We start from the raw sequence: 26,383 nt of genomic DNA on the forward strand, positions 1-26,383 counted from the left end.
ATCGCTCTGAGCTGCACGTTTACCCCCACTGCACTTCCAGGACCAGCACGAACCAGCACGAGGCTCGCCATCAACGCATGCCACGCTAACGCATGCCGCCCCCTGATCCCCCACTCGCCTCGGATCACCCCGCCACCCCGGCGCCGACTCACACGGCGGTGGATAGCGTGCGGGCATGACGATGACGAGTAAGCGGCGAGTCCTGTACCGGCAGGGCACCGGGTTCTGGCGCATGACGGCGAAGTGGGTGCTGGTCTTCGGGGTCCTGTACCTGTTGGACGGCGGACTGCTCCGGTCGTGGGGCGACGCTCTGGTCTGGCCGCTGATCGGGATCCTGCTGTGGGTGCCGTTCGGGGTCGGTGTCGTCTGGTACGCGAAGAAGGACCAGCGGGTCACCCTGACGACGCGTGAACTGCGTGTGCGGCGCAAGCGGCTGCCGATGGAGGAGGTGAACCTGCTGCACGTGGCACGGCTCTGGCTGGAGGGGCGGTCGACCGGGGACGACCAGCCCGTTCTGGAGTGGAGACGGTTCGACCGGGTGGTGTGGGTGCCGCTTCTGGACGGCCGGGCGTTCGGCGTGGAGTTCCGCGACCCGGGCGCGTTCGCCGAGGTTTTCGGCGCCTTCGCCGTCGCGGCGTGCGGCGGGCCGGAGATCGTCCGCGCGAGGGCCGCGACGGCGGCCTACCCGGAGCCGCGACCGATGCGCGCCCGCTCCTCCTCCGACGGCTCCTGGGCGGATGCCCTGGACCTCTTCGGCTGAGCGCCGGGGACACGGCTTCGGCTGAGCGCCGGGGGCACGGCACGGGGCAGCGGTCCGTCGGGGCGCGGAGACCGGGAGGGGGCCGGCGTTCTCGACCAGCCCGCGCGGGGGTCTTCGCCCGGTCCTCCGTCAGGCGTCCCCGTACGCCTCTCCGCCCAGTTCGAAGCCGGCCGATCCCGCGGTGGCGTCCGCGAGCCATGCCCGGAAGGCGTCCACGTCGCCCTCGGGGAGGCCGATCTCGATGGTGACGGACTCGGCGTACCGGACGTCGCGCACCGCGCGTCCCGCCGTGCGCAGGTCGTTCTGGAGCTTCCCGGCCCGCTGGTGGTCGACGGTCACCGTGGCCAGGCGGAACCGGCGGCGGGTGAGCGTGCCGAGGTCGTCCAGGGCCTCGCCGACCGCGCCGCCGTAGGCGCGGATGAGGCCGCCCGCACCGAGCTTGACGCCGCCGTAGTACCGGGTGACGACGGCGACGACGTACCGCATGTCGCGGCGCAGCAGCATCTGGAGCATCGGGACGCCCGCGGTGCCTCCCGGTTCGCCGTCGTCGCTCGCCTTCTGCACGGCGGCGTCGGCGCCGATGACGTACGCCCAGCAGTTGTGGGTGGCGTCGGCGTGCTCCTTGCGTACGCCCGCGATGAACTCCTGGGCCTCCTGCTCGGTGGCGGCCGGGGCGAGGGCGCACAGGAAACGGGAGCGGTTGATCTCGGTTTCGTGCACACCCGCGCGGGCGACCGTGCGGTACTCGTCCTGCATCCGGCCAGCCTATGCGCTCGCCGGGTCCCGCCCTCCGGCGCGGTCGTCCCGGCCGGGGGCGGTGACCGCGGTCACTCCGGGGCCCCGACGTCCCGGGCGAGGTGGAGGCCGAGGAACCGGTCGGCGTAGGCGTACGTCTCGAACCGGGCTCCGTCGGGCAGGCCGGGGTCGGTCTCCACCCGGCGCAGGACCCGCAGCACCCCGGGCGCGTCCACGTCGTCCTCCCAGGCGGCCCGCAGCCGGTCGCGCACCTCGCCGGGGACGGGGCGCGACGGCTGCCGCGCCCAGGCGGCGACCGCCCGGCGCCAGCGGGCGAGGGTGGCCCGGGCTTCGTCCAGCGCGGCCGGATCGAGCCGCACGCGCGCGTGGTGGTGCCGCTCCAGCAGGGCGAGACGCAGGGCGTCGGGATCGGAGAGGTCGGGTGCGGCCGGGTCCGCGGGGGCCACCGCGACCGTCGTCCCCTCCGCAGCGGCACCGCCCTCGTGCACCACGTGCACGGTCCGGCCGACGCCCGGGCCGGAGGCACCGGCGTCCTCGAAGGGGCGGATGCCGAGGGCGGTCGCCTCGTCGCGCAGCCGGTCCACGTCGTCCGCGTGGGACAGCAGCGCCCATGCGGGGGTGCCGTCGAGTTCCAGGGCGCGGATCAGCAGGTCGGCGACGAGCAGTACGCGCAGGCCGGCCGCCCCGGGGCCCGGCGCGTGGGCCTGGACCCGGGTCGGGCTCCGCCGGGCGGGGGCGGCGGGGACGGGCTGTCCGGTTCGGGCGTCGATGATGCGCAGCACGGGGCGAGCGTAGGCGGGACGGGGCCGGGCCGCAGCGGGACGCGCTCACCGGCCCTCCCCCGCCGCTCGCGAATTCCGCCTCTTCCCGCCGATCCTGACTCCCGCTCCTCCCCGCCGCTCGCGAACCCCGCCCCTCCCAGGCGATCCTGACTCCCGCCCCTCCCCGCCGATCACTCCCGCCCCTCCCCGCCGCGCGGGAATCCCGTGGCGGCGCCGTCCGTTGTCCCACCGGAAGGCCCGACACGCGAGTCGTCCACGAGTCCAAGGAGGCCGCCGGTGCACGGCGACGAGGCAACCGTCCGCAAGATCCTCACCGAGCTCGGCGACACCTGGGCCGTGGTCGGCCTGTCGTCCAACCGGCAGCGCGCGGCGTACGGCGTCGCCGAGGTGCTGCAGCGGTTCGGCAAGCGTGTCGTACCCGTGCACCCCAAGGCGGAGACGGTGCACGGCGAGCAGGGTTACGCCTCCCTCGCGGACATCCCCTTCGACGTGGACGTCGTGGACGTCTTCGTCAACAGCGAGCTGGCCGGAGCGGTCGCCGACGAGGCGGTCGCGAAGGGCGCCGCGGCCGTCTGGTTCCAGCTCGGCGTGATCGACGAGCCCGCCTACGAGCGGACCCGGGGGGCGGGCCTGGAGATGGTGATGGACCGCTGCCCCGCCATCGAGATCCCCCGGCTCGGCTGAGCCCGGCCCGATCCGCCGCCCGGCTCTCCCCCTGAGCCGCGCGCCGCCGACATAATGTCCGGGTGACCGCAGCCACCCCCGACACCGACTCGGGTGCCTCACAACGCTTTCCGGTCGTCGTGGTCGGCGCCGGACCCGCCGGGCTCACCGTCGGCAACATCCTGCGGGCCGCCGGAATCGACTGCCTGGTCCTGGAGACCGAGACCCGTGCGTTCATCGAGCGGCGGCCCCGGGCCGGGGTCATCGAGGAGTGGGCCGTGCGGGGTCTGGAGCGGCGCGGGCTCGCTCGGGTCCTGCTGGAGCGGGCGCAGCGGCACACCGCGTTCGAGTTCCGGTTCGCCGGGGAGCGGCACCGGTTCGAGTACACCGCGCTGACCGGTTCCCACCATTACATCTACCCGCAGCAGTTCCTGGTGACGGATCTGGTGCGCGAGTACGCGGACGTGCGGGGCGGGCGGATCCGCTTCGGTGTCCGCGGCGTCCGCCTGCACGGGCTGGAGTCGGACCGGCCCTCGGTGTCGTACGTGTGCCCCGACTCCGGTGAACGGCGGGTCGTGGAGGCCGCGTTCGTGGCGGGTTGCGACGGTGCGCGCGGGGTGACGCGTGCGATGCTGCCGTCCGGGCGGGTCCGCACGGCTCGCCACGACTACGGCGTCGGCTGGCTGGCGCTCCTCGCCGAGGCCCCGCCCTCCTCCGACTGCGTCGTGTTCGGCATGCACCCGAGCGGCTTCGCCGGCCACATGGCGCGCAGCCCCGAGGTGACCCGGTACTACCTCCAGTGCCCGCCGGGCGACGACCCGGAGAACTGGTCCCACGACCGGGTCTGGACCCAGCTGCGCCGGCGGCTCGCCGCGTCGGGCGCGCGGCCGCTCGAGGAGGGGCGGCTGATCGAGAAGCGCGTCCTGGACATGCACGGTTACGTCGTGGAGCCCATGGTCTTCGGGCGGCTCTTCCTGGCCGGGGACGCGGCCCACCTCACCGCGCCCATCGCCGCCAAGGGCCTGAACCTCGCCCTGCACGACGCCTTCCTGCTCGGGGACGCACTGGTCGCCCACCTCACCAGGGGCGACGACACCGGGCTGTCCGGTTACTCGGCCGCGTGCGTCGCCCAGGCGTGGGACTACCAGGAGTTCTCCCAGTGGCTGGCGGAGCTGTACCACGGCACGGCGTCGGGCGACCCGTACCGGGCGGGTGCCGCGGTCGCCCGGATGCGCCGCCTGTTCACCTCACCGGTCGCGGCGACCGCGTTCGCCGAGCAGTACCTCGGCACCCGCACGTCGGGCTGAGACATCCGCGCGGCGGCCTGCGCCCGGGATCAGTCGTGGAGCGGCCCGTGCCCGGGGTCAATCGTGCAGCGGCCGGTCGCGGAGCCGGTGGTCGGCCACGTTCAGCGCCTCGTCGAGCAGGCGGCGCAGGTGCCCGTCCCGCAGCGCGTACACCACCCGGCGGCCCTCCTTGCGGGTGCTCACGAGCCCCGCGAGGCGCAGCCGGGCCAGGTGCTGACTGACCGCGGGCCGCGCCGCCCCGCACACCTCGGTGAGGGTCGTGACGTCGGCCTCACCGTCCGTCAGGGCGTGCAGCAGCGTGAGGCGGGTGCGGTCCCCGAGCAGGGCGAGCACCTCGGCGGCGAGCGCGAACTGCTCCTCGCCCGGTGTGCGCGGGTGCGCATCGTCCGCAGGTGACAGGTGCATGCGTGCGCTCATACGCACATAATGGCGTCGTGGGCGCCCGGCGTCCACCCACCGCACCGGAAACCGGAAGGGGCACCCCGTGAGCGACCCGCACCGGCACGACCGTCACCACCGTCACCCCCGCCACGACGAACCGACTCCGTCCCACGGCCGGTGGCACCGTCTCGCGCACCGCCTCACCCCGCACTCCCACGAGAGCGCCGACAAACTGGACCCCGCGCTGGAGTCCTCGGCCCGCGGGCTGCGCGCGCTGTGGGTGTCGCTTGCGGTGCTCGGCGCGACGGCCATGGCGCAGGCGGCCGTGGTGGCGGCCTCCGGATCGGTCGCGCTGCTGGGCGACACGGTGCACAACACGGCGGACGCGCTGACCGCCGTGCCGCTGGGCGTCGCCTTCGTCCTGGGACGGCGCGCGGCCACCCGGCGGTTCACCTACGGCTACGGGCGTGCGGAGGACCTGGCGGGCGTCGTCATCGTCCTGACGATCGCCGCGTCCGCGGTCCTCGCGGCGTGGACGGCCGTGGACCGGCTGTTCGATCCGCGCCCGGTGGCGCACCTGCCGGCGGTGGCCGTGGCCGCCCTCGCCGGTTTCGCCGGCAACGAGTGGGTGGCCCGGTACCGGATCCGCGTGGGCCGCGAGATCGGCTCCGCCGCGCTGGTCGCCGACGGGCTGCACGCCCGCACGGACGGCTTCACGTCACTGGCCGTGCTGCTGAGCGCCGGCGGCGCGGCGCTCGGGTGGCGCCTCGCCGACCCGGTCGTGGGGCTGGCGATCACGGCCGCGATCACGCTGGTCCTGCGCGACGCGGCCCGCGAGGTGTTCCGGCGCCTGATGGACGCCGTCGATCCGGCGCTGGTGGACCGTGCCGAGCGGGTACTGGGTGAGGTCCCCGGCGTGCGCGGGGTGGGTGAGCTGCGGCTGCGCTGGATCGGGCACCGGCTGCGCGCCGAGGTCGCTCTCGTGGTGGACGGCGAGGTGACGGTCCGCCGGGCCCACCGCATCGCCGTGGAGGCCGAGCACGCCCTGCTGCACGCCGTGCCGCGGCTGACGGCGGCCCTGGTCCACGCCGATCCGGCACCCACCCCGGGCGAGACGGACCCGCATCTGGCGCTCGCCCACCACGCCGGCGCGTGAGCGGTCAGGCGACGCCGAGCCCTTCCAGCACCACGGCCCCCGGCAGCTCGGCGAATGCCTTGCCCGGCACCAGCAGCTTGCCCCGCCGGCGTCCGCTGCCGACGAGGACGTACGGCAGGTCGACGACGGCGGAGTCCACCAGCACGGGCCAGTCGGCGGGCAGGCCGACGGGGGTGATGCCGCCGTACTCCATGCCGGTCTCGCCGGTCGCCGTGTCCATCGGCGCGAACGACGCCTTGCGGGCGCCGAGGTGGCGGCGCACGACGCCGTTGACGTCGACCCGGGTGGTGGAGAGGACCACGCAGGCCGCGAGCGTCGTGCCGCCGCCCCGCTTGCCGGTGACCACGACGCAGTTGGCGGACTGTTCGAGCAGCTCGCGGCCGTAGTGCTCGACGAAGGTGGCGGTGTCGGCCCACTCCGGCTCGGTGTCGACGTAGACGATCTGGTCGGCGGGGACGCTGCCGCGCCAGTGGCGTACGGCGTCGGCGACCGGGCGGGTCAGTTCGTCGAGGGCGTCCGGGGCGGGCTCGGCACTGTCGAAGTTTCCGATGGGTGCGTGCATGGCCGCACGCTAGCAACGGCGGGCGCCACGACGGACGGTCGTCTCAGCGGACGGGCGGCACCGAGACCGCCATGATCATTTCCATCGGTGCGTCGCCCTCGTTGCCGTAGGTGTGAGGGGTGTCGGACTCGAAGGAGGCGCTCGCGCCCGCTGGGACGCGGTGCGCCACACCGTCGACGGTGAGCATGAGTTCCCCGGCGGTGACGTGCACCAGCTCGACCGTGCCGGTGGGGTGCGGGTCGGACGGGCTGCTCTCGCCCGGCATCAGCCGCCACTCCCACATCTCCAGCGGCCCGGGCGCCTCCACCCCGGCGAGCAGCCGGCTGAAACTGCCGGCGTCCGTGTGCCAGAGCCGTACCGCCTGCTCGGCGGGGACGACGCGGACCGTGGGCCCCTGCTCGTAGTCGAGGAGGGTGGTGATGCTGACGCCGAGCGCGTCGCCGATCTTCACGACCGTGCCGAGGCTGGGGTTGGTGCGGGCCTGCTCGATCTGGATGAGCATGCCGCGGCTGACACCGGCCCGCGCGGCGAGCGCCTCCAGGGTGAAGCCGCGCTCGGAGCGCCAGCGCCTGACGTTGCGCGCCAGGGACTGGGTCAGCAGGTCGAGGTCCGCCACATTCCGTCCATGCGTTGGTTCACTGGTTCGGACGACGCGGTGCCGTGCCCCGGACCACCGTCGGCCGGGCCGCACCCGAACGTTCACCGAACTGTACTGCGAGGCGCCCGACGTTCAGCCCTCGCCCGCCGGTTCCGCCGGCTTCCCCACCGTCGCCGACCGGTCGTCCAGCTCGGCGAGCCGGGCCACCGCCTCGTCGTCCAGCGCCGACAGCGCCCTCAGCTGTCCCGGCGTGATTCCGTCCGGGATCGGCACGGGGGCCGGGGTCCGCAGTGGCGGCTGCCAGCCGTCGTCGGGCGTCCAGCGCCGTACGACGCGGGCGGGGGCGCCCGCCACCACGGCGTGGTCGGGGACCGTGCCCCGGACCACGGCGCCGGCGGCCACCACCACGTTCCGGCCGACGCGCGCGCCGGGCAGGATCACCGCGCCGGTGCCGATCCAGCAGCCGGGGCCGATCTCCACCGGGTCCATCCGGGGCCATTGCTTGCCGATGGGCTGGTGCGGGTCGTCGTAGGAGTGGTTGGTGGAGGTGACGTAGACGTACGGGCCGAAGTAGCAGTCGCTGCCGATGGTGACCGCGGTGTCCGCGATGACGTGGCTGCCGCGGCCCAGGACGACGCCGTCGCCGATGCGCAGGATCGGTTCGGGGCCGAGGTCGAGGTCAGGCATGAGGCCGGCGGTCAGGGTGACCTGCTCGCCGATGATGCAGTGGGCGCCGACGTGGATCCAGGGCTCGCCGAAGACCGTGCCGAGGGGGAAGGCGAGCCGGGTGCCCGTGCCCAGCGCGCCGAAGCGGAAGCGTCCGGGGCGGGCGGCGGTGACCGAGCCGGTGCGCTGCACCCAGGCCCAGCCCGCGTGGACGGCCCGCTGCGCGAGCCGGCCGGTCCAGGACGAGAACGTGTTCTTGCGCTTCGGCACCCGCTCACGGTAGTCGGCGTGCGGTACGGCCATGACTGCCGAGGCCTGTGATCTTCACCCCACCGGGTGGCGTACGGTGCCGTACATCACCCGAGCAGGAGGCGAAGATGACGCAGCAGGCGCTGATCACGGGCATCGGCGGCAAGGACCCGAAGGTGGACACGGAGGCCTTCGTGGCGCCGACGTCCTCGGTCATCGGGGATGTGACGCTGCAGGCCGGCGCGAGCGTCTGGTACGGGGCGGTGCTGCGCGGCGACGTCGAGCGGATCTCCGTCGGCGCGGACAGCAACGTCCAGGACAACTGCACGCTCCACGCCGACCCGGGCTTCCCCGTCACCGTCGGCGAGCGGGTCTCCATCGGGCACAACGCCGTGGTGCACGGCGCGACGGTCGAGGACGACTGCCTGATCGGCATGGGCGCCACGGTCCTGAACGGCGCGGTGATCGGCGCGGGCTCGCTGGTCGCGGCGCAGGCGCTGGTCCCGCAGGGGATGCGGGTGCCGCCGGGCTCGCTGGTCGCGGGGGTGCCCGCGAAGGTGAAGCGGGAGCTGACGGAGGAGGAGCGTCAGGGGGTCACGCTGAACGGCACGATGTACGCGGCGCTGGCTGTGGAGCACCGGGGAGCGGTGGGAGGCGGTCGGTAGGACGCCGCCCGCGGGTTGCCTGTGGCCGCCCGCGCCCGCGCGGCGCAGCCGCAGATCGGCACAGCCTCCGCGCCCCCTTCGGGCCGCCTCACTCCCCGGCGGTCACCGGCTGGGCCTTGCCCGCCTTGCGCTTCAGGACGAGCATCGAGGTCACGCCGATGACGACCGCCAGCACCAGGCCCAGCCACGAGAAGCGCTTCAGCCAGGACTCGGCGACGACGCCGACGTAGTAGATGACGGCGGTGGTGCCGCCCGCCCAGACGATGCCGCCGAGGACGTTGGCGATCAGGAACTTCCAGTACGGCATCCGCAGCACACCGGCGAGCGGCCCCGCGAAGATGCGCAGCAGGGCGACGAAGCGGCCGAAGAAGACGGCCCACATGCCCCACTTCTGGAAGGACCGTTCGGCGGTGGCGATGTGCCCCTCGCTGAAGTGCTTGGGGAACTTCCTGCCCAGCCGGGCCAGCAACGGCCGGCCGCCCTTGCGGCCGATGGCGTACCCGATGGAGTCGCCGACCACCGCGCCGGCACTGGCGCAGGCGCCGAGGAGGAGCGGGTCGATGCCGCCGTGCTGGGAGGACAGCAGGGCCGCCGAGACCAGGATGATCTCGCCCGGCAACGGGATGCCCAGGCTCTCCAGACCGATGACGAGACTCACGACGGCGTACACGGCCACCGCCGGCACCGTGTCGAGCCACTCCTGGACGTGCAACGCCACACCCTCCGGTTCGCGCCCCCGCTGATGGGTTCCGGGTGGGCCTCGCCGCTTCCCGGGTCGCCTCGACCGAGGCGACCCGGGAAGCCTACCGGTTCGCGGGGCGTCAGCCGTTGGGACGCAGGGTCCAGGTGACGGTCATCTCACCGGTGACGGCGCCGTCCTCCCGCTGGATGGCGACGGTGACCGGGAACTCTGGGCGGCTTCCCGCGTCCAGTTCCGCCACGACCTCGGCGGCGGGACGGCCGAGCGTCGCGGTGGCCGTGACCGGGCCGAGCGCGATCTTCTTGAAGGCGATCTCCGCGGTGACCGGCAGCGGTACCGCCCGGGAGAGCTGGTCGCCGAAGGCGGCCAGCACGATCGCGCCGCTGGCCGACTCGCCCAGCGTGAACATGGCTCCGGCGTGCGGTCCGCCGACGTGGTTGCGGTACTCGCTCTGGTCCGGGAGGGCCAGTACGGCCTTCTCCGGGGTGGTCTCCAGGTACTCGAGGTTCAGGGTCCGGACCATCGGCACCGTGGCGGCGAGCAACTCGCCTATCGACATCTGGTCTGCGCTCATGGACGGCAGGTTACCCGCGAGTAGCATCCGAGGGCCAGGCTTGCGGAGCGATCGCCGTATGCTTGCCGATCATGTGGCCAGGACAGCAGCCGCCCGCCGGCGGACCCGACCCCCAGCAGCCCGGCCCCTACCGGCAGTCCGGCCACCAGGCGCACCAGCCCCACGGCGGCCCGAACCCGTACGCCGGAGCGGCCCCGCACCCCGGGCAGCAGCCCGCCGCTCCGTGGCAGACCCCCGCGTTCACGGGCGGACCGCCGTCCGGCGGGCGATCGGGCGGCGGCCGTACGAAGACGGTGGCGATCGTGGCCGCCGCGGTCGTCGTGGTCGCCGCCGTCACCGGGACGGTCCTCCTGGTCGGCGGGGAGGACCGGGCCGAACCCGGCCCCACCGCCTCCTCGCCGTCCGCGTCCGCCGTCGACGACCCGGCGAACGGGGCGGACGGGCCACGGCCGACCGTCGCGGGCTGGCAGGTCGTCACCAACCCCGACCTGGGCATCGCCTTCGACGTACCGGCCTCCTGGGCGCCGCAGGCACCCACCTGGGTCACCTATGTGTCGGAGAACGACGACCCCGAGGACACGCCCCTGGTCGCCATGAAGGCCCCGGCCGTCCTCCAGGAGAAGTGGTGCGCGGCGGACAGCGACCGGGACGGCCGGGTCGACCACACCCCCCTGGCGAGCGCGGGCACCCGCGGCGACGACGGTGCGCGCGGCACCGAGGAGATCGCCCGCGAGGACTCGGCGGCCTGGGTGTACGGGGCCTTCGCCCAGCCGGCGCGCGACAAGGTGACGACGGGACCGGTGACCTCGTTCACCACGACGTCCGGCATCGCGGGCAGCGTCGCCACCTCCCGGTCGTCCGGGGTCGAGAAGACGGACAAGTGCGACGTGGACGGCAAGGCGACGACGTTCGCCTTCGAGACCGCCGACGGCGATCTCGTCTCCTGGTCGTTCTACGGCGCCGCGGACGTGGAGGACGAGGTGCCGGACGGCACCGTCCGGAAGATCCTCGCCACGGTTCGGTACGTCCCTGACAAAGGGCAGTGACCGAATCGTGTCTGGGCGGCATTAGGGTGACTGCTCATGTGGCCAGGACAGCAGCCGCCCGGGGGCGAGCAGAACCCGCAGAACAATCCGTACCAGCAGCCGGGGTACCAGCAGCCGAATCCGTATCAGCAGCCCGGCTACCAGCAGCAGCCCGGCGCGTACGGGCAGCAGCAGTGGAGCACGCCGCAGCCCGTCACCGCTCCGCTGCCGGCCACCGGCGGCGGTGGTGGCGGTGGTGGCAACCGGACGAAGCTGGTCGCGATCGTCGCGGCGCTCGCGGTCGTGGTGGCCGCCGGAGTCACCGGCTTCCTGGTGCTGGGCGGTGACAAGGACGACCAGGCCGACGACGGCAAGGACAAGAAGCCCTCGCCCACCGCGACCGCCGGCAAGTCGGAATCCCCGTCGGCGGATCCGAGCGCTTCCGGCTCCGGGGACAACCCGCGCGGCGGCGGCGAGCTGAAGGCGACCATCGACGGCTGGCAGGTCGTCGCCAACCCGCGCTTCGGCACCATGTTCGACGTGCCCGCCGACTGGGAGCTCGACAGCACCGACACCAGCGTCGGCTTCGAGTGGGAAGAGGACGGCAAGACCGACCGGACCACCGTCACCGCGCCGGCGTACCTCAAGTCCGAGTGGTGCACGACCGACGAGAACAAGGACGGCCGCAAGGAGAGCACCGCCCTCGCCACCGCCGGTACCCGCGGCGAGAACGGCGCCAAGGACGCGGACATGGCGGCCGAGACGCGAGTGCCGTGGTGGATCTTCGGCGGTTACACCCAGCCGGACAAGAAGAGCGTCAAGTACGGCAAGCCGAAGGCGTACACCACCGCCTCCGGCCTCGCGGGCAGCGTCATCTCGGCGTACTCCCAGGGCACGCCCCAGAAGGGCAAGTGCGACACCGAGGGCAAGGCGATCACCTTCGCCTTCAAGAACGGCGCGGGCGACTTCGTCACCTGGAACCTGTACGGCGCCAAGGGCGTCGACGAGGAGCTGCCGGAGGCCACGATCCAGAAGATCCTGAGCACCGTCCGCCTCACCGAGGAACCGCCGACCGAATCGTAGGGACCCGACGCGCGACGCCGTCCCGGCGCTCAGCCGATGCCGAACGCCCCCGCGGGAGGCACGGGCGACGGCACGGCCTCCTGGTCCCCCACCGGTCGCGCGTCGCCGGTGAAGTCCCGCAGCGCGGGCCCGTGCTCGACCCTGGCCGGGAAGGCGTCGGCGGCGGTACGCCGGGCCAGCGCGGCCGTGTCGAGGGGCCGCTGCGCGGCGACGAGGACGACGTTGCCGAACCGGCGCCCGCGCAGCACCGCCGGTTCGGCGATGATCGCCGACTCCGCGAAGAACGCGGCGTACGTGGCCAGTTGGCTCCGCAGGAAGCCGAACGGCGCCCCGTCGGCCAGGTTGGCCACGTACACGCCGTCGGCGCGCAGCACCCGTGCCGCCTGGCGGGCGTAGCCGACGGAGGTCAGGTGCGCGGGCACCCGCGAGCCCCCGAAGACGTCGGCGACCAGGACGTCGGCCGAGTCCCCGGGGGCGGCCTCCAGCCAGGCCCGGGCATCGGCGCCGTGCGCGGTGATGCCCGAGCCGTCCGGCAGCGGCAGGTGCTCGGCGACCAGATCCAGCAGCCCCCGGTCGGCCTCCACGACGTCCTGCCGGGATCCGGGCCGGGTCGCGGCCAGGTACCGGGGCAGGGTGAACGCGCCCCCGCCCAGGTGCAGCACGTCCAGCGCACGCCCCGGCTCGGCGACCGTGTCCAGGACGTGGCCGAGCCGGCGCGTGTACTCGAACTCCAGGTGCGCCGGCTCGTCCAGGTCGACGTAGGACTGCGGAGCCCCGTCGACGGTGAGCAGCCAGGCCCGTTCCCGGTCGACGTCGGGCATGAGCTTGGCGGTGCCGTGGTCGGTGACACGCATGACGGGTATGGCTTCGTTCACCCGCCCATTGTGTCAAGGACCGGCCTCAGCCGACGGCGGTCACGGTCCCCGCCCCCACGGTCCGGCCGCCCTCGCGGACGGCGAACCCGAGTCCCGTCTCGAGCGGCACGTCCCGCCCCAGCTCGACCGTCATCGTGACCGTCTCCCCGGGCCGGGCGACGCCGGCCTCGCCGAGGTCCACGTTCCCGACCACGTCGGCGGTCCGGATGTAGAACTGCGGCCGGTACCCGGTGGCGACCGGCGTCGAACGCCCGCCCTCGCGCGCCGACAGCACGTACACCTGGGCCCGGAAGCGCCGTGCCGGGACGACACTGCCGGGCGCGGCGACCACGTGCCCCCGGCGCACCGTGTCGCGGGCGACGCCGCGCAGCAGGAGCGCCACGTTGTCCCCGGCCTGCGCCTCCTGCATCGGCTTGCCGAAGGTCTCCAGGCCGGTGACGACCGTCTCGACCGACGCGCCCAGCACCTCGACCCGGTCGCCGACGCGGACGGTGCCGCGCTCGACGGCGCCGGTGACGACCGTGCCGCGGCCGGTGATGGTGAGCACGTTCTCCACCGGCAGCAGGAACGGCGCGTCCAGGTACCGCTCGGGCATGGGCACGTACGTGTCCACGGCGTCGAGCAGCGCCTCCACGGAGGCCGTCCACCGGGGGTCGCCCTCCAGGGCCTTCAGTCCCGAGACCCGTACGACGGGCACGGCGTCGCCGCCGTAACCGTGCGCGGTGAGCAGCTCGCGCACCTCCAGCTCCACGAGGTCGGTGAGCTCCTCGTCGCCGGCGTCGGCCTTGTTGAGCGCGACCACGATGTGGTCGACGCCCACCTGCCGGGCCAGCAGGACGTGTTCGGCGGTCTGCGGCATGATCCCGTCCAGCGCGGAGACCACCAGGATCGCCCCGTCGAGCTGGGCGGCGCCGGTGACCATGTTCTTGACGTAGTCGGCGTGGCCCGGCATGTCGACGTGGGCGTAGTGCCGGGTGTCGGTCTCGTACTCGACGTGCGCGATGTTGATGGTGATGCCGCGCGCCGCCTCCTCGGGGGCGCGGTCGATGCGGTCGAACGGCACGAAGGTGCCGGCGCCGCGCTCGGCGAGGACCTTGGTGATGGCGGCGGTCAGGGTGGTCTTGCCGTGGTCGACGTGACCCATCGTGCCGATGTTCAGGTGCGGTTTGGTGCGGACGTACGCCGTCTTGGACATGGCGGTTCCTCGAAGCCTCGTGGCGGTGGTGGGACCCCAGGGGGGACTGGCCGACCCTCCCCCTGCGGGGTCCGCCGGACGATCCGGGGAGGGTCAGCTTCGGGCGCCGTCGACGGCTGCCGGGAAGTGGATGACGGCAGCCTTCGGGGCATCCGCGACCGCGGATGCTGCGAGGTGGAAGGCGTGCCGGAACATGACGCCGATCATCGCCGACGCCGGGTCCGGGGTCGAACGGTTTTTGCGGGCGGGGTGGTCCGGGCCGTCACCGCACGGCCGGTGTCCCGCGGCGCCTCCCGCACGCGACGAAGAAGTCGCCGCGGCCGCACCGGCGCAGGCAGCCGCCGAAGAGCCGGTCGGTGTCGGTGCGTTCCTCGCGGCACAGGTGGTGGAGCGCGGATGCCGGGCCACGGACGGGGATCCGGAGGAGCAATGCGTCACATGACGGCGCAGGAGATCGACAGCGGTGTACGGGCCCCCGCTCGGACAGCCGCCGGCAGCGGAACGCCGGTCCGGCTCCGCCGACCACGGTGCGCCTTCCAGGACGGTGCGGGACAGTGCGCGGCGAACGGGCGTGGTCAGGCCCAGGAAGGGAGCGACGTCCCTCATGTACGCCCGCGTGCTCGCGGCGCGTTCGGGATCGGCCGCGGCGGCGTGCACGGCGGACAGCCGCTCCCCTGCGGTGTCGGCTCAAGGGCTGTGCGGCACCTCCGGAATTTCCTCGGCTGTGACGCTCATGAGACGCACCGTACGGCGATCACACACATTTGTCGGTTAGTGTCACCGGATGTTCGATGCCACCACCCGCTCTGGGGGCACCGCCACGGTCTCTCCCCGGTCCGCCGCAGCCGAGCTCGCCGTCGCCACGGCGGGCGGGCCGGTCCCACCGGCCGGTTTCGCCGCGCGCGTGACGAGAGTCCTGCTCTCTCCGTGGTCCCGGCTCTCCCTGCTCGTCCTGCTGCTGGCCTCCGCCGCCACGGCGGTCCTGCTGTTCCAGCCGCAGCAGTTGCTGACCGACGGCTGGCCTCCGCAGCTCGGCGGGGTCGCGGCGGCCGTCGCGTACGCGGTGGCGTACGGCGTGTGCACCGTCGCGTTCGTGCCGCGTCCGCTGCTGAACCTGGCCGCCGGCGCCCTGTTCGGCTCCCAGCTGGGCCTCGCCTCGGCGCTGGCGGGGACGGTGCTCGGCGCGGGGATCGCCTTCTGCCTGGGCCGGATGCTGGGCCAGGACGCGCTGCGTCCGCTGCTGCGGGGCAAGTGGCTGAAGGCGGCGGACGGGCAGCTCAGCCGGCACGGTTTCCGCTCGATGCTGGCGGCACGGCTGTTCCCCGGAGTGCCGTTCGCCGCCGCCAACTACTGCGCGGCCGTCTCCCGCATGGGGCTGCTGCCCTTCCTGCTGGCGACGGCGCTCGGTTCGATTCCCAACACCGCCGCCTACGTCGTGGCCGGCGCCCGTGCCTCGACCCCGACTTCGCCGGCCTTCCTGATCGCGCTGGCCTGCATCGCGCTGCCCGGGCTGGCGGGCGCGGTGGTGGCCTGGCGCAAGCGGCACCGGCTGCGGGGGCACTGACGGAGCGTCGCGCGAGGCGGTCGCGGGGCGCGGTCGACGGGCCCGGGAGCCTGCCGGGAGGGCTTCCACCCCTGTGGGCTGATCTTCACTTTGGGGCGCTACGCTGCCCCTCGACACGCCTGATCCTGATCACCGCACGCCGGTTCGGTGTGCCCATGCCCGTTTTCGCCCGGCACTTGGACTCCGTAACTTCATGTCTTGGTTCGAATCACTCATCCTCGGACTCGTCCAGGGGCTGACCGAGTTCCTTCCCGTGTCCTCCAGCGCGCACCTGCGCCTGACCGCGGCGTTCTCCGGCTGGCACGACCCGGGCGCGGCGTTCACCGCGATCACGCAGATCGGCACCGAGGCCGCGGTGCTCATCTACTTCCGCAAGGACATCGGGCGGATCCTCGCCGCCTGGACCCGGTCGCTGACCGACAAGGAGATGCGCCACGACCCCGACGCCCGCATGGGCTGGCTGGTGATCGTCGGCTCCATCCCGATCGGTGTGCTGGGGCTCACGCTGAAGGACCAGATCGAGGGGCCGTTCCGCGACCTGCGGATCACGGCGACCATGCTGATCGTCGTCGGCGTGATCATCGGCGTCGCGGACCGCATGGCCGCGCGGGACGAGAAGGGCGGCCGGCACCGCGCGCCGCAGCAGCGCAAGGAACTGACGGACCTGACCGTCCGGGACGGTCTGATCTACGGCCTCTGCCAGGCCATGGCCCTCATCCCCGGCGTCTCCCGCTCCGGGGCGACCATCAGCGGCGGCCTCTTCATGGGCTACCGGCGCGAGGCGGCGGCCCGGTACTCGTTCCTGCTCGCCATCCCGGCGGTGCTGGCGTCCGGTCTGTTCGAGCTCAGCGACGCGATGGAGAGCGACCACGTCTCCTGGGGTCCGACGCTCTTCGCGACGGTCATCGCCTTCGCCACCGGGTACGCGGTGATCGCGTGGTTCATGAAGTTCATCTCGACCAAGAGCTTCATGCCGTTCGTCTGGTACCGCATCGCGCTGGGCGTCGTCATCATCGTCCTGGTCTTCGCGGGCGTCCTGAGCCCGCACGCCGCGGAGTCGGCGCACTGAACCGGATCGCCTGTGTAGCCGTCCGGTAGCGCACTGTCAGTGCTTGCCCCTAGGCTTGTCCGCATGTCCCCCGATTCCGTGACTCCTGGTTCCGTGCGGTCCGCGGCGGAGCTGAACGATCAGATCCGTGCCCTGTGGCGGCGAGCGGGCGGGACCCTGTCGGCGCAGGAGCGTGTGGAGTACGAGCTGCTGGTGGTCGAGTGGGCCACCGCGATCCGCGGCGAGGTCATCGAGGCGGCCTGAGCGGCCGTGGGCCGGGGATCAGCGTCCGCCGGCCACGCGCAGTACGGTCCCGGTCGTGTAGGAGGCGTCCGGCGACATCAGCCAGGCGATCGCCGCGGCGATCTCCTCGGCCCGGCCTGGGCGGCCCATCGGGACGGCCGCGCCCATCCGCCGGGCGCGTTCCGGGTCGCCCATGGCCGCGTGCATCTCGGTGTCGGTGACCCCGGGGGCGACGGCGTTGACACGGATCCCGTCCGGGCCGAGCTCCTTGGCCAGGCCCAGGGTGAGGGCGTCGACGCCCGCCTTGGTCGCGGCGTAGTGGACGTACTCCCCCGGGCTGCCGATGGTCGCGGCGCCCGACGACACGTTCACGATCACTCCGGCGCCCCGCGGGGTCATCAGCTGCGCGGCGCGCCGGGCGCACAGCAGCACGCCCAGCAGGTTGACGTCGAGGACCCGGCGCAGGGTCGCGGTGTCGCTGTCGGCGAGCCGCCCGAGCGGACCGGTCACCGCCGCGTTGTTCACCAGCCCCGTCACCGGACCGAGCTGTTCCTCCGCGACCTCGAAGAGCCGCTCGACGTCGGCCTCGACCGAGGTGTCCACCCGCACCGCGAGACCACGGCCGCCCGCCTCGCGCACTCCCGACACGACCGTCTCCGCGGCCCGGGAGTCCCGTACGTAGCCCACGACGACGTCGTGTCCGTCCGCCGCCAGCCGCAGACAGGTCGCGGCGCCGATACCCCGGCTGCCACCGGTGACCACCGTGATGGGACGAGTCATGAGCTACCTCCAGCGAGAGCGCGGCACGAGGAACGGGTTTGATCGATCATCGATCATCCTAGGCGAGGTCCCGCCGCACCGAGCGGTGACCACCCGATGTGATCAACTGAATCCGCCCTCGTCGAGAGCGCACACTGAAGAGACCACGGGGTAGGGAGGCGCCCATGAAGACGCTCGGTCACTGGTTCACCTCCCCGTGGCGCCGCTCGGCCGCCGCCGTCCTCGCCGGAGCGCTGCCCGTGCTCGCCTTTCCGGGGCCGGCCCTGTGGTGGTGGGCCTGGGTCGCGCTGGTGCCCTGGCTGCTGCTGGCCCGGACCGCGCCGGGCGGGAAGCGCGCGGCTTACGACGGGTGGTGCGGCGGCTTCGGATTCATGCTGGCCATGCACCACTGGCTGCTGCCCAACCTGCACGTGTTCACGTTCGTCATCGCCGCGCTGCTCGGTGCGCTGTGGGCGCCGTGGGGCTGGCTGGTGCGCCGGATGCTCGGCGGGGCGCCCTCGGCCGGCCGGGTGGCGGCGGCGCTCGCGGTGGTGCCGTCGGGCTGGCTGGCGGTGGAACTGGTCCGCTCCTGGGAGGGGCTCGGCGGCCCCTGGGGCGTGCTCGGCGCGAGTCAGTGGCAGGTGGCGCCGGCGCTGCGCCTCGCCTCGGTGGGCGGGGTCTGGCTGCTGAGCTTCCTGGTCGTGGGCGTCAACGTCGCCGTAGCGGTGCTCGTCGCCGTTCGCCGGGCCCGGGTGCCCGCCCTCGTGGGGCTCCTGGCCACCGCCGCCGCCACCTCCGCCGCCTGGGTGTGGTCCCCGCGCCCCGACGCCGGTGAGCGGGTGGCGATCGGCTTGGTGCAGCCGGGTGTCGTCGCCGGCGCGGACAGTGCCGAGCGGCGCTTCGACCGCGAGGAGCAGCTGACCCGCCGGCTCGCCGACCGGGACCTGGACCTGATCGTCTGGGGCGAGAGCAGCGTCGGCTTCGACCTGGACGACCGGCCCGACCTGGCCGGCCGGCTCGCGGCGCTGTCGCGGGAGACCGGCGCGGACATCCTGGTCAACGTGGACGCACGGCGCTCGGACAAGCCCGGCATCTACAAGAGCTCGGTGCTCGTCGGTCCCGACGGCCCCACCGGCGACCGGTACGACAAGATGCGGCTCGTCCCCTTCGGCGAGTACGTCCCGGCGCGTTCCCTGCTGGGCTGGGCCACGTCCGTGGGCGAGGCGGCGGGCGAGGACCGCAGGCGGGGCAGCGAACAGGTGGTGATGGACGTCGCGGACGGGCTGCGGGTCGGGCCGATGGTGTGCTTCGAGAGCGCGTTCCCCGACATGAGCCGCCGGCTCGCCGCCGACGGTGCCGAGGTGCTGCTCGCCCAGTCGTCGACGTCGACCTTCCAGCACACCTGGGCGCCGGAGCAGCACGCCTCGCTCGCCGCGCTGCGCGCCGCCGAGACCGGCCGGCCGATGGTCCACTCCACGCTCACCGGCGTCTCGGCGGTCTACGACGCGAACGGCGCGCGGATCGGGTCGTGGCTCGGCACGGACGCGAGCGAGTCGCGGGTGTACGAGATCCCGCTCACGCACGGCACCACCCCGTACGTCCGCTTCGGCGACTGGACCCTGCACGCGTCGCTGCTGATCCTGGCGGCCTGGGGGATCGGTGAGGGGGTGCGGACGGTGCGGCTCAGGCGGAACGCTCCGCCACCGCCCGCACCACCCGCTCGCACAGCTCATGGGTCTCCAGCGCGTCCCGGGCACTGAGCACCTTGCCCGCGCGCACGGCGTCGAGGAAGGCGAGCACCGCCTGTTCGATGCCGCGCTGGCGGGCCACCGGGACCCAGTCGCCGCGCCGCCGCACGGTCGGCTGGCCCTTGTGGTCGATCACCTCGGCGAGGTTGACCACCTGGCGTTTGGTGTCCTGGCCGGAGACCTCGAGGATCTCCTCCGCCGAGCCGCTGAGCCGGTTCATGACGCCGAGGGCGGTGAAACCGTCCCCGGCGAGCTGGAGGACGACGTGGTGGAGCAGGCCGTCTTGGACGCGGGCGCGCACGGTGACGTCGTCGACCGGGCCCGGCACCAGGAAGCGGAGCGTGTCGACGACGTGGATGAAGTCGTCGAGGATCATGGTGCGCGGATCCTCGGGCAGCCCGGTGCGGTTCTTCTGCATGAGGATCAGCTCGCGCGGGTGCTCGGCGCACTGCGCGTATCCGGGTGCGTGGCGCCGGTTGAAGCCGACGGCGAGGCTGGTGTCCCGCTGCTCGGCGAGGGCCACCAGGCGCTCGGAGTCGGCCAGTTCGTAGGCCAGCGGCTTGTCGACGTAGGTCGGGACGCCGGCTTCGAGCAGCCGGGTCACGATCTGCGGGTGGACGGCCGTCGGGGCGTGCACGAAGGCGGCGTCGAGGCCCGCGGCGAGGAGCGCGTCGAGGTCGGCGTGGAGCTGTGCCGGCGGGACGCGCAGTTTCCCGCCGACCCGGGTGAGCGTGGCCGGGGTGCGGGTGTGCAGGTGCAGTTCGACCCCGGGCAGGACGGCGAGCACCGGCAGGTAGGCCTTCTGCGCGATGTCGCCGAGTCCGATGACGCCGACCTTCACGGGGGTGCTCCTCTAACGCTCGCCGACCTGGGTCTGCCGGGAAGCATACGGTGACCGCGGGGGCCGCCAGTCGGCGATGTCGTCGAAGCTCCGCAGGAACAGTGCGGGCCCGGCCTTGGAGAGCACGGCGATCGCGGCGTCGCGTACGGCGACACCGGCCCGGCCGGTCATCAGGTTGAGGCGCGCCACCTTCACGGCCCGGCGGGCGACGGCGGTCGTTCGGGGCAGGCGCGCGGCGGTATAGGCGGCCAGGTCGTCGTGGTGGTGGGCGAGGACGATCGCGTCCTCGATCGCCTGGTTCCCGCCCTGGCCGAGGGTCGGCGGCATGGCGTGCGCGGCGTCGCCGACGAGGGCGACCCTGCCGCCGTGGTAGGCGGGCAGCGGCTCGGCGATGTGGTGCACGTCGTGGCGCAGGACGTCCTCGGGGCGGGCGGCGGCGAGGACGGCGGGGACGGGGTCGTGCCAGTCGCCGTACCGGTGCAGCAGTTCCGCCCGCTCGTCGGCCGCGTGCCCGCCCGCCGGTGCGACGGCGGCGGCGTAGGCGTAGACCCGGCCGTCCTTGAGCGGGTGCGTGCCCCAGATGCGGCCACGGCCCCAGGTCTCGTGCGAGGCGAAGTCGGCGCCGGGGAGCGGGATCACCACCCGCCAGGTGGTGAAGCCGGAGTAGACGGGCCCCGGATGGCACGGGAACAGCGTGCCGCGCACCGCGGAGTGGATGCCGTCGGCCGCGACGACCAGATCGGCCTCCAGCTCGCCCTCGGGAGTACGCACCCTGGCCGGCCGGTCGCGGTCGCCGGGGTCGGCGAGCCGCGCGTCGGCGGCGGTGCGGACGGCGTCCGCCGGCAGCAGCGCGGCGAGGCGGTCGATGAGCGTGGCCCGGTGCAGCAGCACCAGCGGACCGCCGAAGCGTGCCGCCGCGGCCTCGGCGTCCGAGCGGGACAGCCAGCGTCCGCCCGGTGTGCGCAGTCCCCCGTCGCCCTGCCAGGCGGCGAGGCCGCGGATCTCGTCGCCGAGCCCGATGACGTCGAGGGCACGCAGCGCGTTGGGCGACAGGGAGATGGCCGCGCCGATCGGCTGGAGCGACGGGGCCCGCTCCAGGACGGTGACGCGCAGTCCGCGCTGGTGCAGGGCCGCCGCCGCGGTCAGACCCCCGATTCCGCCGCCGATCACGACCACCCGTCCGGTACCGGTCATGGCTCCGTCCCTCCTCCGACCCGCCACGGGCACTACACCTGTAGTGCATCCTCGCCTCGACTGTACTACAGCCGTAGTGAGGACGGTAGGTTTGCCTTCATGTCCGCAAGCACCGCATCCCCCGTGCCCCCCACGGGCGCCTCCCGCGCCGACCTCGTCGCCGACGCCGCTCTCGCCCTGCTCGCCGAGCGCGGAATGCGCGGACTCACACATCGCGCGGTCGACGAGGCGGCCGGACTCCCCCAGGGCTCCACCTCCAACGTCGCGCGGACCCGGCAGGCGCTGCTGGAACTGGCGGTGCGCCGCCTGGCCGACCGGGAGGCACGGGTGCTGGCGCTGCACGAGATGCCGGACCCGCGGGCCGGCCTCGAGGCCCTGGTGGACGCGCTGGCGCTGGCCACGCACCGGGCGCTGACCCTCAACCGCGAGCTGACCCTGGCACGCTACGAACTGGCGCTGGAGGCCACGCGCCGCCCGGAGCTGCGGGCCCACTTCGACGCGGCGGGGGCCCGCTTCCGGGAACAACTGAACGCCCTCGTCACCGGCATGGGCTCGGCCCACCCCGCCCGGCACGTGCTGTCGCTGGTCGCCTGGGCGGACGGGCTGATGTTCAGCTGTGTGGCCGGGTCCTTCCACGCCGAGGTTCCGGATCAGGCCGAGGTGCGGGCCGGGCTGCGCGAGGTGCTGGACGGGCTGCTGGGCGGATGAAACCCGCTGGTGGGCGCGGCACCGGGTGAGCGAGGATGCCGCCATGACGACCGATCGCCGCGAACCCGCCCCCGAATCCGACGAACGCACCATGCTGGAGGGCTGGCTGGAGTACCACCGGCAGACCCTCGCGTGGAAGTGCGAGGGCCTCACCGACGCCCAGCTCAGGACCGCCGCCGTCGCACCCTCCACGTTGTCCCTGATGGGGCTGGTGCGGCACATGGCCGAGGTGGAGCGCAGCTGGTACCGCAGGGTGCTGGCGGACGAAGAGGCCGACCCGCTCTTCTACACGGACGAGGACCCGGACGGCGACTTCCGGGTGACCGAGTCGGACACCTTCGCGGAGGTCCACGCCACCTGGCAGGCCGAGATCGAGGCGGCCCGGCGCAACGCGGCCGGCGTCCCGCTCGACGCGCCGACCCGGGGCAAGCACCGGCGCACCGGTGAGCGCTACACCCTGCGCTGGATCCACACCCACATGATCGAGGAGTACGCGCGCCACAACGGGCACGCGGACCTGCTCCGCGAACGCCTCGACGGCGCCACCGGCGACTGACGTCACCCAGGTCCGGCCACGGGCCTCCGTACGGGGCCGGAGATCACCCGTGCGGGGCAACCTGCGCCTGTCCGGCATCGCGGGGGCGGCCCGAACCGCCAGAGTGGCGCGGTGCATCGAACGACGACCACCGCAGCTCTCCTGGTGTCCGTGGCCGCGGCCCTGACCGGCTGTACGACGGTTCAGGGCCCGCCCGCGGCCGACCAGCCCGCGACCGGAGCCCGCTCGTCCGCGCCGCGTCCGGACGGTCCGGCCGAACCACGGGTCGTGCAGGCGCCGGCCCGTGAGGCACTGGAGATGATCGGTCCCTCCCGCCCCCCCGACCACGCGACCGACGGGCCGCGCCGCACGACGCCCCCGGCGGCCCCGCCGGCGCACGAGCCGCCGGCCGCCCCGGCCCGCCCCGGACAACAGCCGTCGGCCCGCCCCGAGGCACCGAAGCGAACCCACGCGCCCGAGCGGCCCCGTGCCGAGGTTCCCGGCCTCACGCGGTCACCCGGCACGGGCGGCGGCGGGAGAGCGGACGTCTGCTCCCTCGGCAAGGAGTACGGCGGATGGCGTCCGGGCAGCCCCGAGGTGGTCATCTGCGACCAGGCGTACGGGCGTTGAGCCCGGGGCGCACCCCGCGACCGCGGCCGGGCTACGGCCGCTGCCGTGGTGGCCCCCACCACCCGTCGGGGCGGTCGGGGCCGTCCGCGGGGGGATCGGCGTCGCCGGTCGGCCCGGCGTCCGCCAGGCGCCGGGCCAGCCGGTCGATCGCCGCGCGCACCCCCTCGCCGTAGCGGTCGGGGGCCAGTGAACCGGCCGCGCCGCGGGCTCGCCGCAGGTGCAGGCGGGCCGCCTCCCGGTGCCCGAGCCGGTCGTAGTCGGCGGCCAGGTTCAGGTGCAGCGAGGGGTAGAGGGCCCGCGCGGCGAGTTCGCCATCGCCCCCGTCCGGGCCTGCGGATCCGCCCTGAGCCAGTTCCTCGGCGGCGGACAAGGCCCGCAGGTCCCAGGCCAGTTCGTCCCCCGGGTCGTCCTGGGTGTCGGCCAGGTAGTGGGCCAGGGTGCAGCGGTGCAACGGGTCGCCGTCCTCCCCGACCTCCGCCCACAGGCCCAGGAACCGATGCCGGGCCTCCTCACGGTCGCCCGCGTGGTGCAACATGACGACCTGCCCGATCCGCGTCAGGACGGCGTCCGGCGCCGCCTGCTCCTGTCCCTTGGCCACCGCGTCCTCCGTGCCCGTCGTCGGCTGTCCCCGACGACGCTAACGGCACATACCGGTAATCCCGGTCAGGCGGCCCGTGACGCGCGCGGGCCGGTCGGTGGCCGGCCGGCCCGCCCGACGGGTCAGCCGAGGTTCGGCAGGGTCCAGTCGATCGCCTCGTGGCCCTGCTTCGCGACCGCCTCGTTGATCTGCGTGAACGGGCGGGAACCGAAGAACTTCTTCGCCGACAGCGGCGAGGGGTGCGCGCCCTTCACCACGACGTGCCGGGCCTCGTCGATCAGTGGCAGCTTCTTCTGCGCGTAGTTGCCCCACAGGACGAACACCGCGGGGTCGGGCCGGTTCGCCACCGCGCGGATCACCGCATCGGTGAACAGCTCCCAGCCGCGGCCCTTGTGCGAGTTCGCCTCGCCGGCCCGGACCGTGAGCACCGCGTTGAGCAGCAGGACGCCCTGCTCCGCCCACGGCATCAGAAAGCCGTTGTCCGGGATCGGGGTGCCCAGCTCCGCGTGCATCTCCTTGTAGATGTTCCGCAGGGACGGCGGGACCTTCACGCCCGGCCGGACCGAGAAGCACAGCCCGTGACCCTGGCCCTCGCCGTGGTACGGGTCCTGCCCGAGGACCAGCACCTTCACCCGGTCGTAGGGCGTGGCCTCCAGCGCGGCGAAGACCTCCTCGCGCGGGGGATAGACAGGGCCGTTCGCCCGCTCCTCCTCGACGAACTCCATCAGCTCCTTGAAGTAGGGCTGCTGCAGCTCGCCCCCCAGCACCTCGCGCCAGGACTCGGGCAGGATGGCGATGTCGGTCACGTCAACTTCCTTACGCTGTGCGGTCGCTTCCGGTCTTCAAAACCTACCGGTGACCACTGACAATCGCCCCCGCCGCCCGCGCCTACCAGCTGGTCTTGCGGTACAGCTGCCACATCATCATGATCGTCGACGGGTCCATGGCCCGCTCCGCGCCCGAGATGTCCGTGCTGGTCGCCACGTACTGCTTGCCCTGCCACAGCGGCAGCAGCCGCGCGTCGTCCACGAGGATCTGCTGCGCCCGCTCGAAGTCCTTCTCCACGTTGGCACGGTCGCTCTCCCGGCGTGAGCGCGGCAGCAGCTCGCCGGTGATCTCGGGTGCCGGGTAGGGCGTGCCGAGCGCGTTCTGCTCGCCGACGAAGGGCGCGATGAAGTTCTCCGCGTCCGGGAAGTCGGGGGACCAGCCACGCCCGAACACCGGGTACTCGCCCTTCTGGTAGCCGGTGACGTACGTCTTCCAGGGACGGCTCTCGAGCGTGATCTCGAACAGGCCCGAGGCGTCGAGCTGGCGCTTGATCTCCTTGAACTCCTGCGCGGTCTCGGAACCGTAGCGGTCGCTCGTGTACCAGAGGGTGAGCGGGACGGGCTCGGTGATGCCGGCGTCGGTGAGGATCTCGCGGGCCTTGCCGACATCCGGGTCGCCGTAGTCGTCGAAGAAGCCCGTGGTGTGACCGGTCAGGCCCTTGGGGACCATCGAGTACAGGGGGTCGACGGTGTCCTGGTAGATCTTGTGGGCGATCGCGTTCCGGTCGATCACCTGGGCGACGGCCTGGCGCACTTCCTTGCGGCCCGCCCACGGGTCCTCGGGGTTGAAGACGAGGTAGCGGATCTCCGTGCCGCTGCCCTCGACCAGCTGAAGGTCCTCGTCCTTGCTGGTCGCGCCCTGCAGCGTGATGACGTCGTCGGCCGCGAGACCGCGGTAGGTGACCTGGATCTCCCCGCCCCGCAGCGCCTTCACCATCCCGGCGGAGTCCTTGAAGTACCGGATGGTCACCGCCTCGTTGTGGCGCTCGGCGAAGCCCTTGTAGCGGTCGTTTCGGACGAGTTCGGCCCGCTCCCCGTCCTCGTACGACTGGAGCGTGTACGGGCCGGAGCCGACGATCCCGCCGTCCTCGCGCAGGGCGTCGGCCGGGTAGCTGCCCGGTTCGACGATCGACATGGCGGGCGTGGCGAGCACGAACGGGAAGGTGGCGTCGGGCTTGTCGAGGTGGAAGACCACCTCCCGCTCGCTCGGTGCCTGGACCCGTTCGAGGGTGCCCAGCAGGCCGGCTGGACCACCGTTGACGTCGATGTTCTTGATCCGGTCGATCGAGTGCTTGACCGCCTGGGCGTCCAGCGGTTCCCCGTTGGAGAAGGTGAGTCCCTTGCGCAGCTCGCAGCGGTACACCTGGTTCGTGGAGTCGGTGAACGCGCAGTTCTCGGCGGCGTCGGGCTCGGGCGCGGTCGCGCCGTTGGGGTAGCTGAGGAGCGTCTGGTAGACGTTGCGGAACAGCTCCCAGGAGCCGTCCCAGGAGGCCGCCGGGTCGAGGGTGCTGGGCGCGCTGGTCGTGCCGACCACGATCGGCCCCTCGTCCTCCGAGCTGTCGGACGACAGGATGCCGCAGCCGGTGACCAGCGTCGATATGGACACGATGGCCGCGATCCGCCGCAGGCCTCGGTTCCGGTTGAACACGCGCACGCTCCTCGATCCGCCGTACCAAGGGTCGGCAGACCAT

Annotated in this window: 31 protein-coding genes; 15 read left to right on the top strand and 16 right to left on the bottom strand. The window is 73.4% G+C overall.

The window, feature by feature from the left end; all coding sequences use genetic code 11:
* Nucleotides 1–175: 175 nt before the first annotated feature.
* Nucleotides 176–760, top strand: coding sequence for a hypothetical protein (locus ACLIN4_RS05290; protein ID WP_411575541.1), 585 nt, complete (start codon nt 176–178; stop codon nt 758–760).
* Nucleotides 761–889: 129 nt separating this feature from the next.
* On the opposite strand, the gene ACLIN4_RS05295 is transcribed toward ACLIN4_RS05290, so the two are convergent.
* Nucleotides 890–1,516: a YigZ family protein gene (locus ACLIN4_RS05295; protein ID WP_100044527.1), complete on the bottom strand. Its 627-nt coding sequence runs from the start codon at nt 1,514–1,516 to the stop codon at nt 890–892.
* A gap of 71 nt (nt 1,517–1,587) precedes the next feature.
* Nucleotides 1,588–2,298 (bottom strand): hypothetical protein, encoded by a 711-nt coding sequence (locus ACLIN4_RS05300; RefSeq protein ID WP_411575542.1) that lies wholly within the window; start codon nt 2,296–2,298, stop codon nt 1,588–1,590.
* A 276-nt stretch (nt 2,299–2,574) separates the two neighbouring features.
* On the opposite strand from ACLIN4_RS05300, the gene ACLIN4_RS05305 reads away from it, so the two are divergent.
* Together ACLIN4_RS05305 and ACLIN4_RS05310 are read left to right on the top strand one after the other, a co-directional pair.
* Entirely contained in the window at nt 2,575–2,982 is a 408-nt protein-coding gene (locus ACLIN4_RS05305) for a CoA-binding protein (protein ID WP_107478414.1), read from the top strand.
* Between the two features lie 62 nt (nt 2,983–3,044).
* Complete coding sequence (locus tag ACLIN4_RS05310; RefSeq protein WP_411575543.1) at nt 3,045–4,268, top strand: 4-hydroxybenzoate 3-monooxygenase; 1,224 nt, start codon at nt 3,045–3,047, stop codon at nt 4,266–4,268.
* Between the two features lie 57 nt (nt 4,269–4,325).
* Here ACLIN4_RS05310 and ACLIN4_RS05315 read toward each other — a convergent pair whose 3' ends face one another.
* Nucleotides 4,326–4,685, bottom strand: a complete 360-nt coding sequence (locus ACLIN4_RS05315) for an ArsR/SmtB family transcription factor (protein ID WP_179342524.1) — start codon at nt 4,683–4,685, stop codon at nt 4,326–4,328.
* A gap of 67 nt (nt 4,686–4,752) precedes the next feature.
* Between ACLIN4_RS05315 and ACLIN4_RS05320 the strand changes: the two genes are divergently transcribed.
* Entirely contained in the window at nt 4,753–5,805 is a 1,053-nt protein-coding gene (locus ACLIN4_RS05320) for a cation diffusion facilitator family transporter (RefSeq protein WP_411575544.1), read from the top strand.
* Nucleotides 5,806–5,809: 4 nt separating this feature from the next.
* Here the strand turns inward: ACLIN4_RS05320 and ACLIN4_RS05325 are convergent, their stop codons facing one another.
* The 3 genes from ACLIN4_RS05325 to ACLIN4_RS05335 all read right to left on the bottom strand — a co-directional run bounded on the left by ACLIN4_RS05325 (nt 5,810) and on the right by ACLIN4_RS05335 (nt 7,901).
* Entirely contained in the window at nt 5,810–6,367 is a 558-nt protein-coding gene (locus ACLIN4_RS05325; protein ID WP_100044522.1) for a YbaK/EbsC family protein, read from the bottom strand.
* 43 nt (nt 6,368–6,410) lie between these two features.
* On the bottom strand, nt 6,411–6,983 hold the full coding sequence (locus ACLIN4_RS05330; protein ID WP_100044521.1) for a helix-turn-helix domain-containing protein: 573 nt from the start codon (nt 6,981–6,983) through the stop codon (nt 6,411–6,413).
* 114 nt (nt 6,984–7,097) lie between these two features.
* Nucleotides 7,098–7,901 carry an acyltransferase gene (locus ACLIN4_RS05335; protein ID WP_107478428.1) on the bottom strand — a complete coding sequence of 268 codons (804 nt, stop codon included), beginning with the start codon at nt 7,899–7,901 and terminating at the stop codon, nt 7,098–7,100.
* A 107-nt stretch (nt 7,902–8,008) separates the two neighbouring features.
* Here ACLIN4_RS05335 and ACLIN4_RS05340 point away from each other — a divergent pair, with 107 nt between their 5' ends.
* Nucleotides 8,009–8,545 (top strand): gamma carbonic anhydrase family protein, encoded by a 537-nt coding sequence (locus ACLIN4_RS05340; protein WP_307653145.1) that lies wholly within the window; start codon nt 8,009–8,011, stop codon nt 8,543–8,545.
* An 88-nt stretch (nt 8,546–8,633) separates the two neighbouring features.
* Here the strand turns inward: ACLIN4_RS05340 and ACLIN4_RS05345 are convergent, their stop codons facing one another.
* Complete coding sequence (locus ACLIN4_RS05345) at nt 8,634–9,257, bottom strand: DedA family protein (protein WP_107478429.1); 624 nt, start codon at nt 9,255–9,257, stop codon at nt 8,634–8,636.
* Between the two features lie 109 nt (nt 9,258–9,366).
* On the bottom strand, nt 9,367–9,804 hold the full coding sequence (locus tag ACLIN4_RS05350; protein WP_100044518.1) for a DUF4442 domain-containing protein: 438 nt from the start codon (nt 9,802–9,804) through the stop codon (nt 9,367–9,369).
* Between the two features lie 86 nt (nt 9,805–9,890).
* On the opposite strand from ACLIN4_RS05350, the gene ACLIN4_RS05355 reads away from it, so the two are divergent.
* Nucleotides 9,891–10,865, top strand: coding sequence for a hypothetical protein (locus tag ACLIN4_RS05355; RefSeq protein ID WP_107478419.1), 975 nt, complete (start codon nt 9,891–9,893; stop codon nt 10,863–10,865).
* A 36-nt stretch (nt 10,866–10,901) separates the two neighbouring features.
* Nucleotides 10,902–11,927 (top strand): hypothetical protein, encoded by a 1,026-nt coding sequence (locus ACLIN4_RS05360; RefSeq protein ID WP_100044516.1) that lies wholly within the window; start codon nt 10,902–10,904, stop codon nt 11,925–11,927.
* A 29-nt stretch (nt 11,928–11,956) separates the two neighbouring features.
* Here the strand turns inward: ACLIN4_RS05360 and ACLIN4_RS05365 are convergent, their stop codons facing one another.
* Together ACLIN4_RS05365 and tuf are read right to left on the bottom strand one after the other, a co-directional pair.
* Nucleotides 11,957–12,802, bottom strand: a complete 846-nt coding sequence (locus ACLIN4_RS05365) for a spermidine synthase (protein ID WP_107478421.1) — start codon at nt 12,800–12,802, stop codon at nt 11,957–11,959.
* 25 nt (nt 12,803–12,827) lie between these two features.
* Nucleotides 12,828–13,997: an elongation factor Tu gene (tuf, locus tag ACLIN4_RS05370; protein ID WP_107478422.1), complete on the bottom strand. Its 1,170-nt coding sequence runs from the start codon at nt 13,995–13,997 to the stop codon at nt 12,828–12,830.
* 193 nt (nt 13,998–14,190) lie between these two features.
* On the opposite strand from tuf, the gene ACLIN4_RS05375 reads away from it, so the two are divergent.
* From ACLIN4_RS05375 to ACLIN4_RS05390, 4 genes are all read left to right on the top strand, one after another.
* On the top strand, nt 14,191–14,439 hold the full coding sequence (locus tag ACLIN4_RS05375) for a hypothetical protein (protein ID WP_306416651.1): 249 nt from the start codon (nt 14,191–14,193) through the stop codon (nt 14,437–14,439).
* A gap of 342 nt (nt 14,440–14,781) precedes the next feature.
* Nucleotides 14,782–15,561, top strand: a complete 780-nt coding sequence (locus ACLIN4_RS05380; protein WP_107478423.1) for a TVP38/TMEM64 family protein — start codon at nt 14,782–14,784, stop codon at nt 15,559–15,561.
* 193 nt (nt 15,562–15,754) lie between these two features.
* Entirely contained in the window at nt 15,755–16,630 is an 876-nt protein-coding gene (locus ACLIN4_RS05385) for an undecaprenyl-diphosphate phosphatase (RefSeq protein ID WP_100044513.1), read from the top strand.
* Nucleotides 16,631–16,693: 63 nt separating this feature from the next.
* Nucleotides 16,694–16,873 (top strand): hypothetical protein, encoded by a 180-nt coding sequence (locus ACLIN4_RS05390; RefSeq protein ID WP_073731417.1) that lies wholly within the window; start codon nt 16,694–16,696, stop codon nt 16,871–16,873.
* 18 nt (nt 16,874–16,891) lie between these two features.
* Here ACLIN4_RS05390 and ACLIN4_RS05395 read toward each other — a convergent pair whose 3' ends face one another.
* A complete protein-coding gene (locus ACLIN4_RS05395) occupies nt 16,892–17,632 on the bottom strand; it encodes an SDR family oxidoreductase (protein WP_107478424.1) in 741 nt (246 codons plus the stop codon).
* Nucleotides 17,633–17,796: 164 nt separating this feature from the next.
* On the opposite strand from ACLIN4_RS05395, the gene lnt reads away from it, so the two are divergent.
* Nucleotides 17,797–19,371: an apolipoprotein N-acyltransferase gene (gene lnt, locus ACLIN4_RS05400; RefSeq protein WP_107478425.1), complete on the top strand. Its 1,575-nt coding sequence runs from the start codon at nt 17,797–17,799 to the stop codon at nt 19,369–19,371.
* Here lnt and ACLIN4_RS05405 read toward each other — a convergent pair.
* Entirely contained in the window at nt 19,295–20,200 is a 906-nt protein-coding gene (locus ACLIN4_RS05405; RefSeq protein ID WP_100044510.1) for a Gfo/Idh/MocA family protein, read from the bottom strand. The genes lnt and ACLIN4_RS05405 overlap by 77 nt on opposite strands.
* 12 nt (nt 20,201–20,212) lie before the next feature.
* Nucleotides 20,213–21,394 (bottom strand): FAD-dependent oxidoreductase, encoded by a 1,182-nt coding sequence (locus ACLIN4_RS05410; RefSeq protein ID WP_381940007.1) that lies wholly within the window; start codon nt 21,392–21,394, stop codon nt 20,213–20,215.
* Between the two features lie 99 nt (nt 21,395–21,493).
* Here ACLIN4_RS05410 and ACLIN4_RS05415 point away from each other — a divergent pair, with 99 nt between their 5' ends.
* The 3 genes from ACLIN4_RS05415 to ACLIN4_RS05425 all read left to right on the top strand — a co-directional run bounded on the left by ACLIN4_RS05415 (nt 21,494) and on the right by ACLIN4_RS05425 (nt 23,267).
* Nucleotides 21,494–22,102 (top strand): TetR/AcrR family transcriptional regulator, encoded by a 609-nt coding sequence (locus ACLIN4_RS05415; protein ID WP_107478427.1) that lies wholly within the window; start codon nt 21,494–21,496, stop codon nt 22,100–22,102.
* A gap of 43 nt (nt 22,103–22,145) precedes the next feature.
* Nucleotides 22,146–22,658: a DinB family protein gene (locus tag ACLIN4_RS05420; RefSeq protein WP_100044507.1), complete on the top strand. Its 513-nt coding sequence runs from the start codon at nt 22,146–22,148 to the stop codon at nt 22,656–22,658.
* A 111-nt stretch (nt 22,659–22,769) separates the two neighbouring features.
* On the top strand, nt 22,770–23,267 hold the full coding sequence (locus tag ACLIN4_RS05425) for a hypothetical protein (RefSeq protein ID WP_307653143.1): 498 nt from the start codon (nt 22,770–22,772) through the stop codon (nt 23,265–23,267).
* Between the two features lie 31 nt (nt 23,268–23,298).
* Here the strand turns inward: ACLIN4_RS05425 and ACLIN4_RS05430 are convergent, their stop codons facing one another.
* The 3 genes from ACLIN4_RS05430 to ACLIN4_RS05440 form a co-directional block, all read right to left on the bottom strand.
* Nucleotides 23,299–23,865, bottom strand: a complete 567-nt coding sequence (locus ACLIN4_RS05430) for a hypothetical protein (RefSeq protein WP_289907812.1) — start codon at nt 23,863–23,865, stop codon at nt 23,299–23,301.
* Between the two features lie 122 nt (nt 23,866–23,987).
* A complete protein-coding gene (ung, locus tag ACLIN4_RS05435; protein ID WP_100044504.1) occupies nt 23,988–24,671 on the bottom strand; it encodes a uracil-DNA glycosylase in 684 nt (227 codons plus the stop codon).
* Nucleotides 24,672–24,753: 82 nt separating this feature from the next.
* Nucleotides 24,754–26,340 carry an ABC transporter substrate-binding protein gene (locus ACLIN4_RS05440; RefSeq protein ID WP_179342681.1) on the bottom strand — a complete coding sequence of 529 codons (1,587 nt, stop codon included), beginning with the start codon at nt 26,338–26,340 and terminating at the stop codon, nt 24,754–24,756.
* Nucleotides 26,341–26,383 lie beyond the last annotated feature (43 nt).

The organism is Streptomyces mutabilis (assembly GCF_046628145.1).
In the GTDB taxonomy this organism is placed as follows: Bacteria; Actinomycetota; Actinomycetes; order Streptomycetales; family Streptomycetaceae; genus Streptomyces; species Streptomyces mutabilis.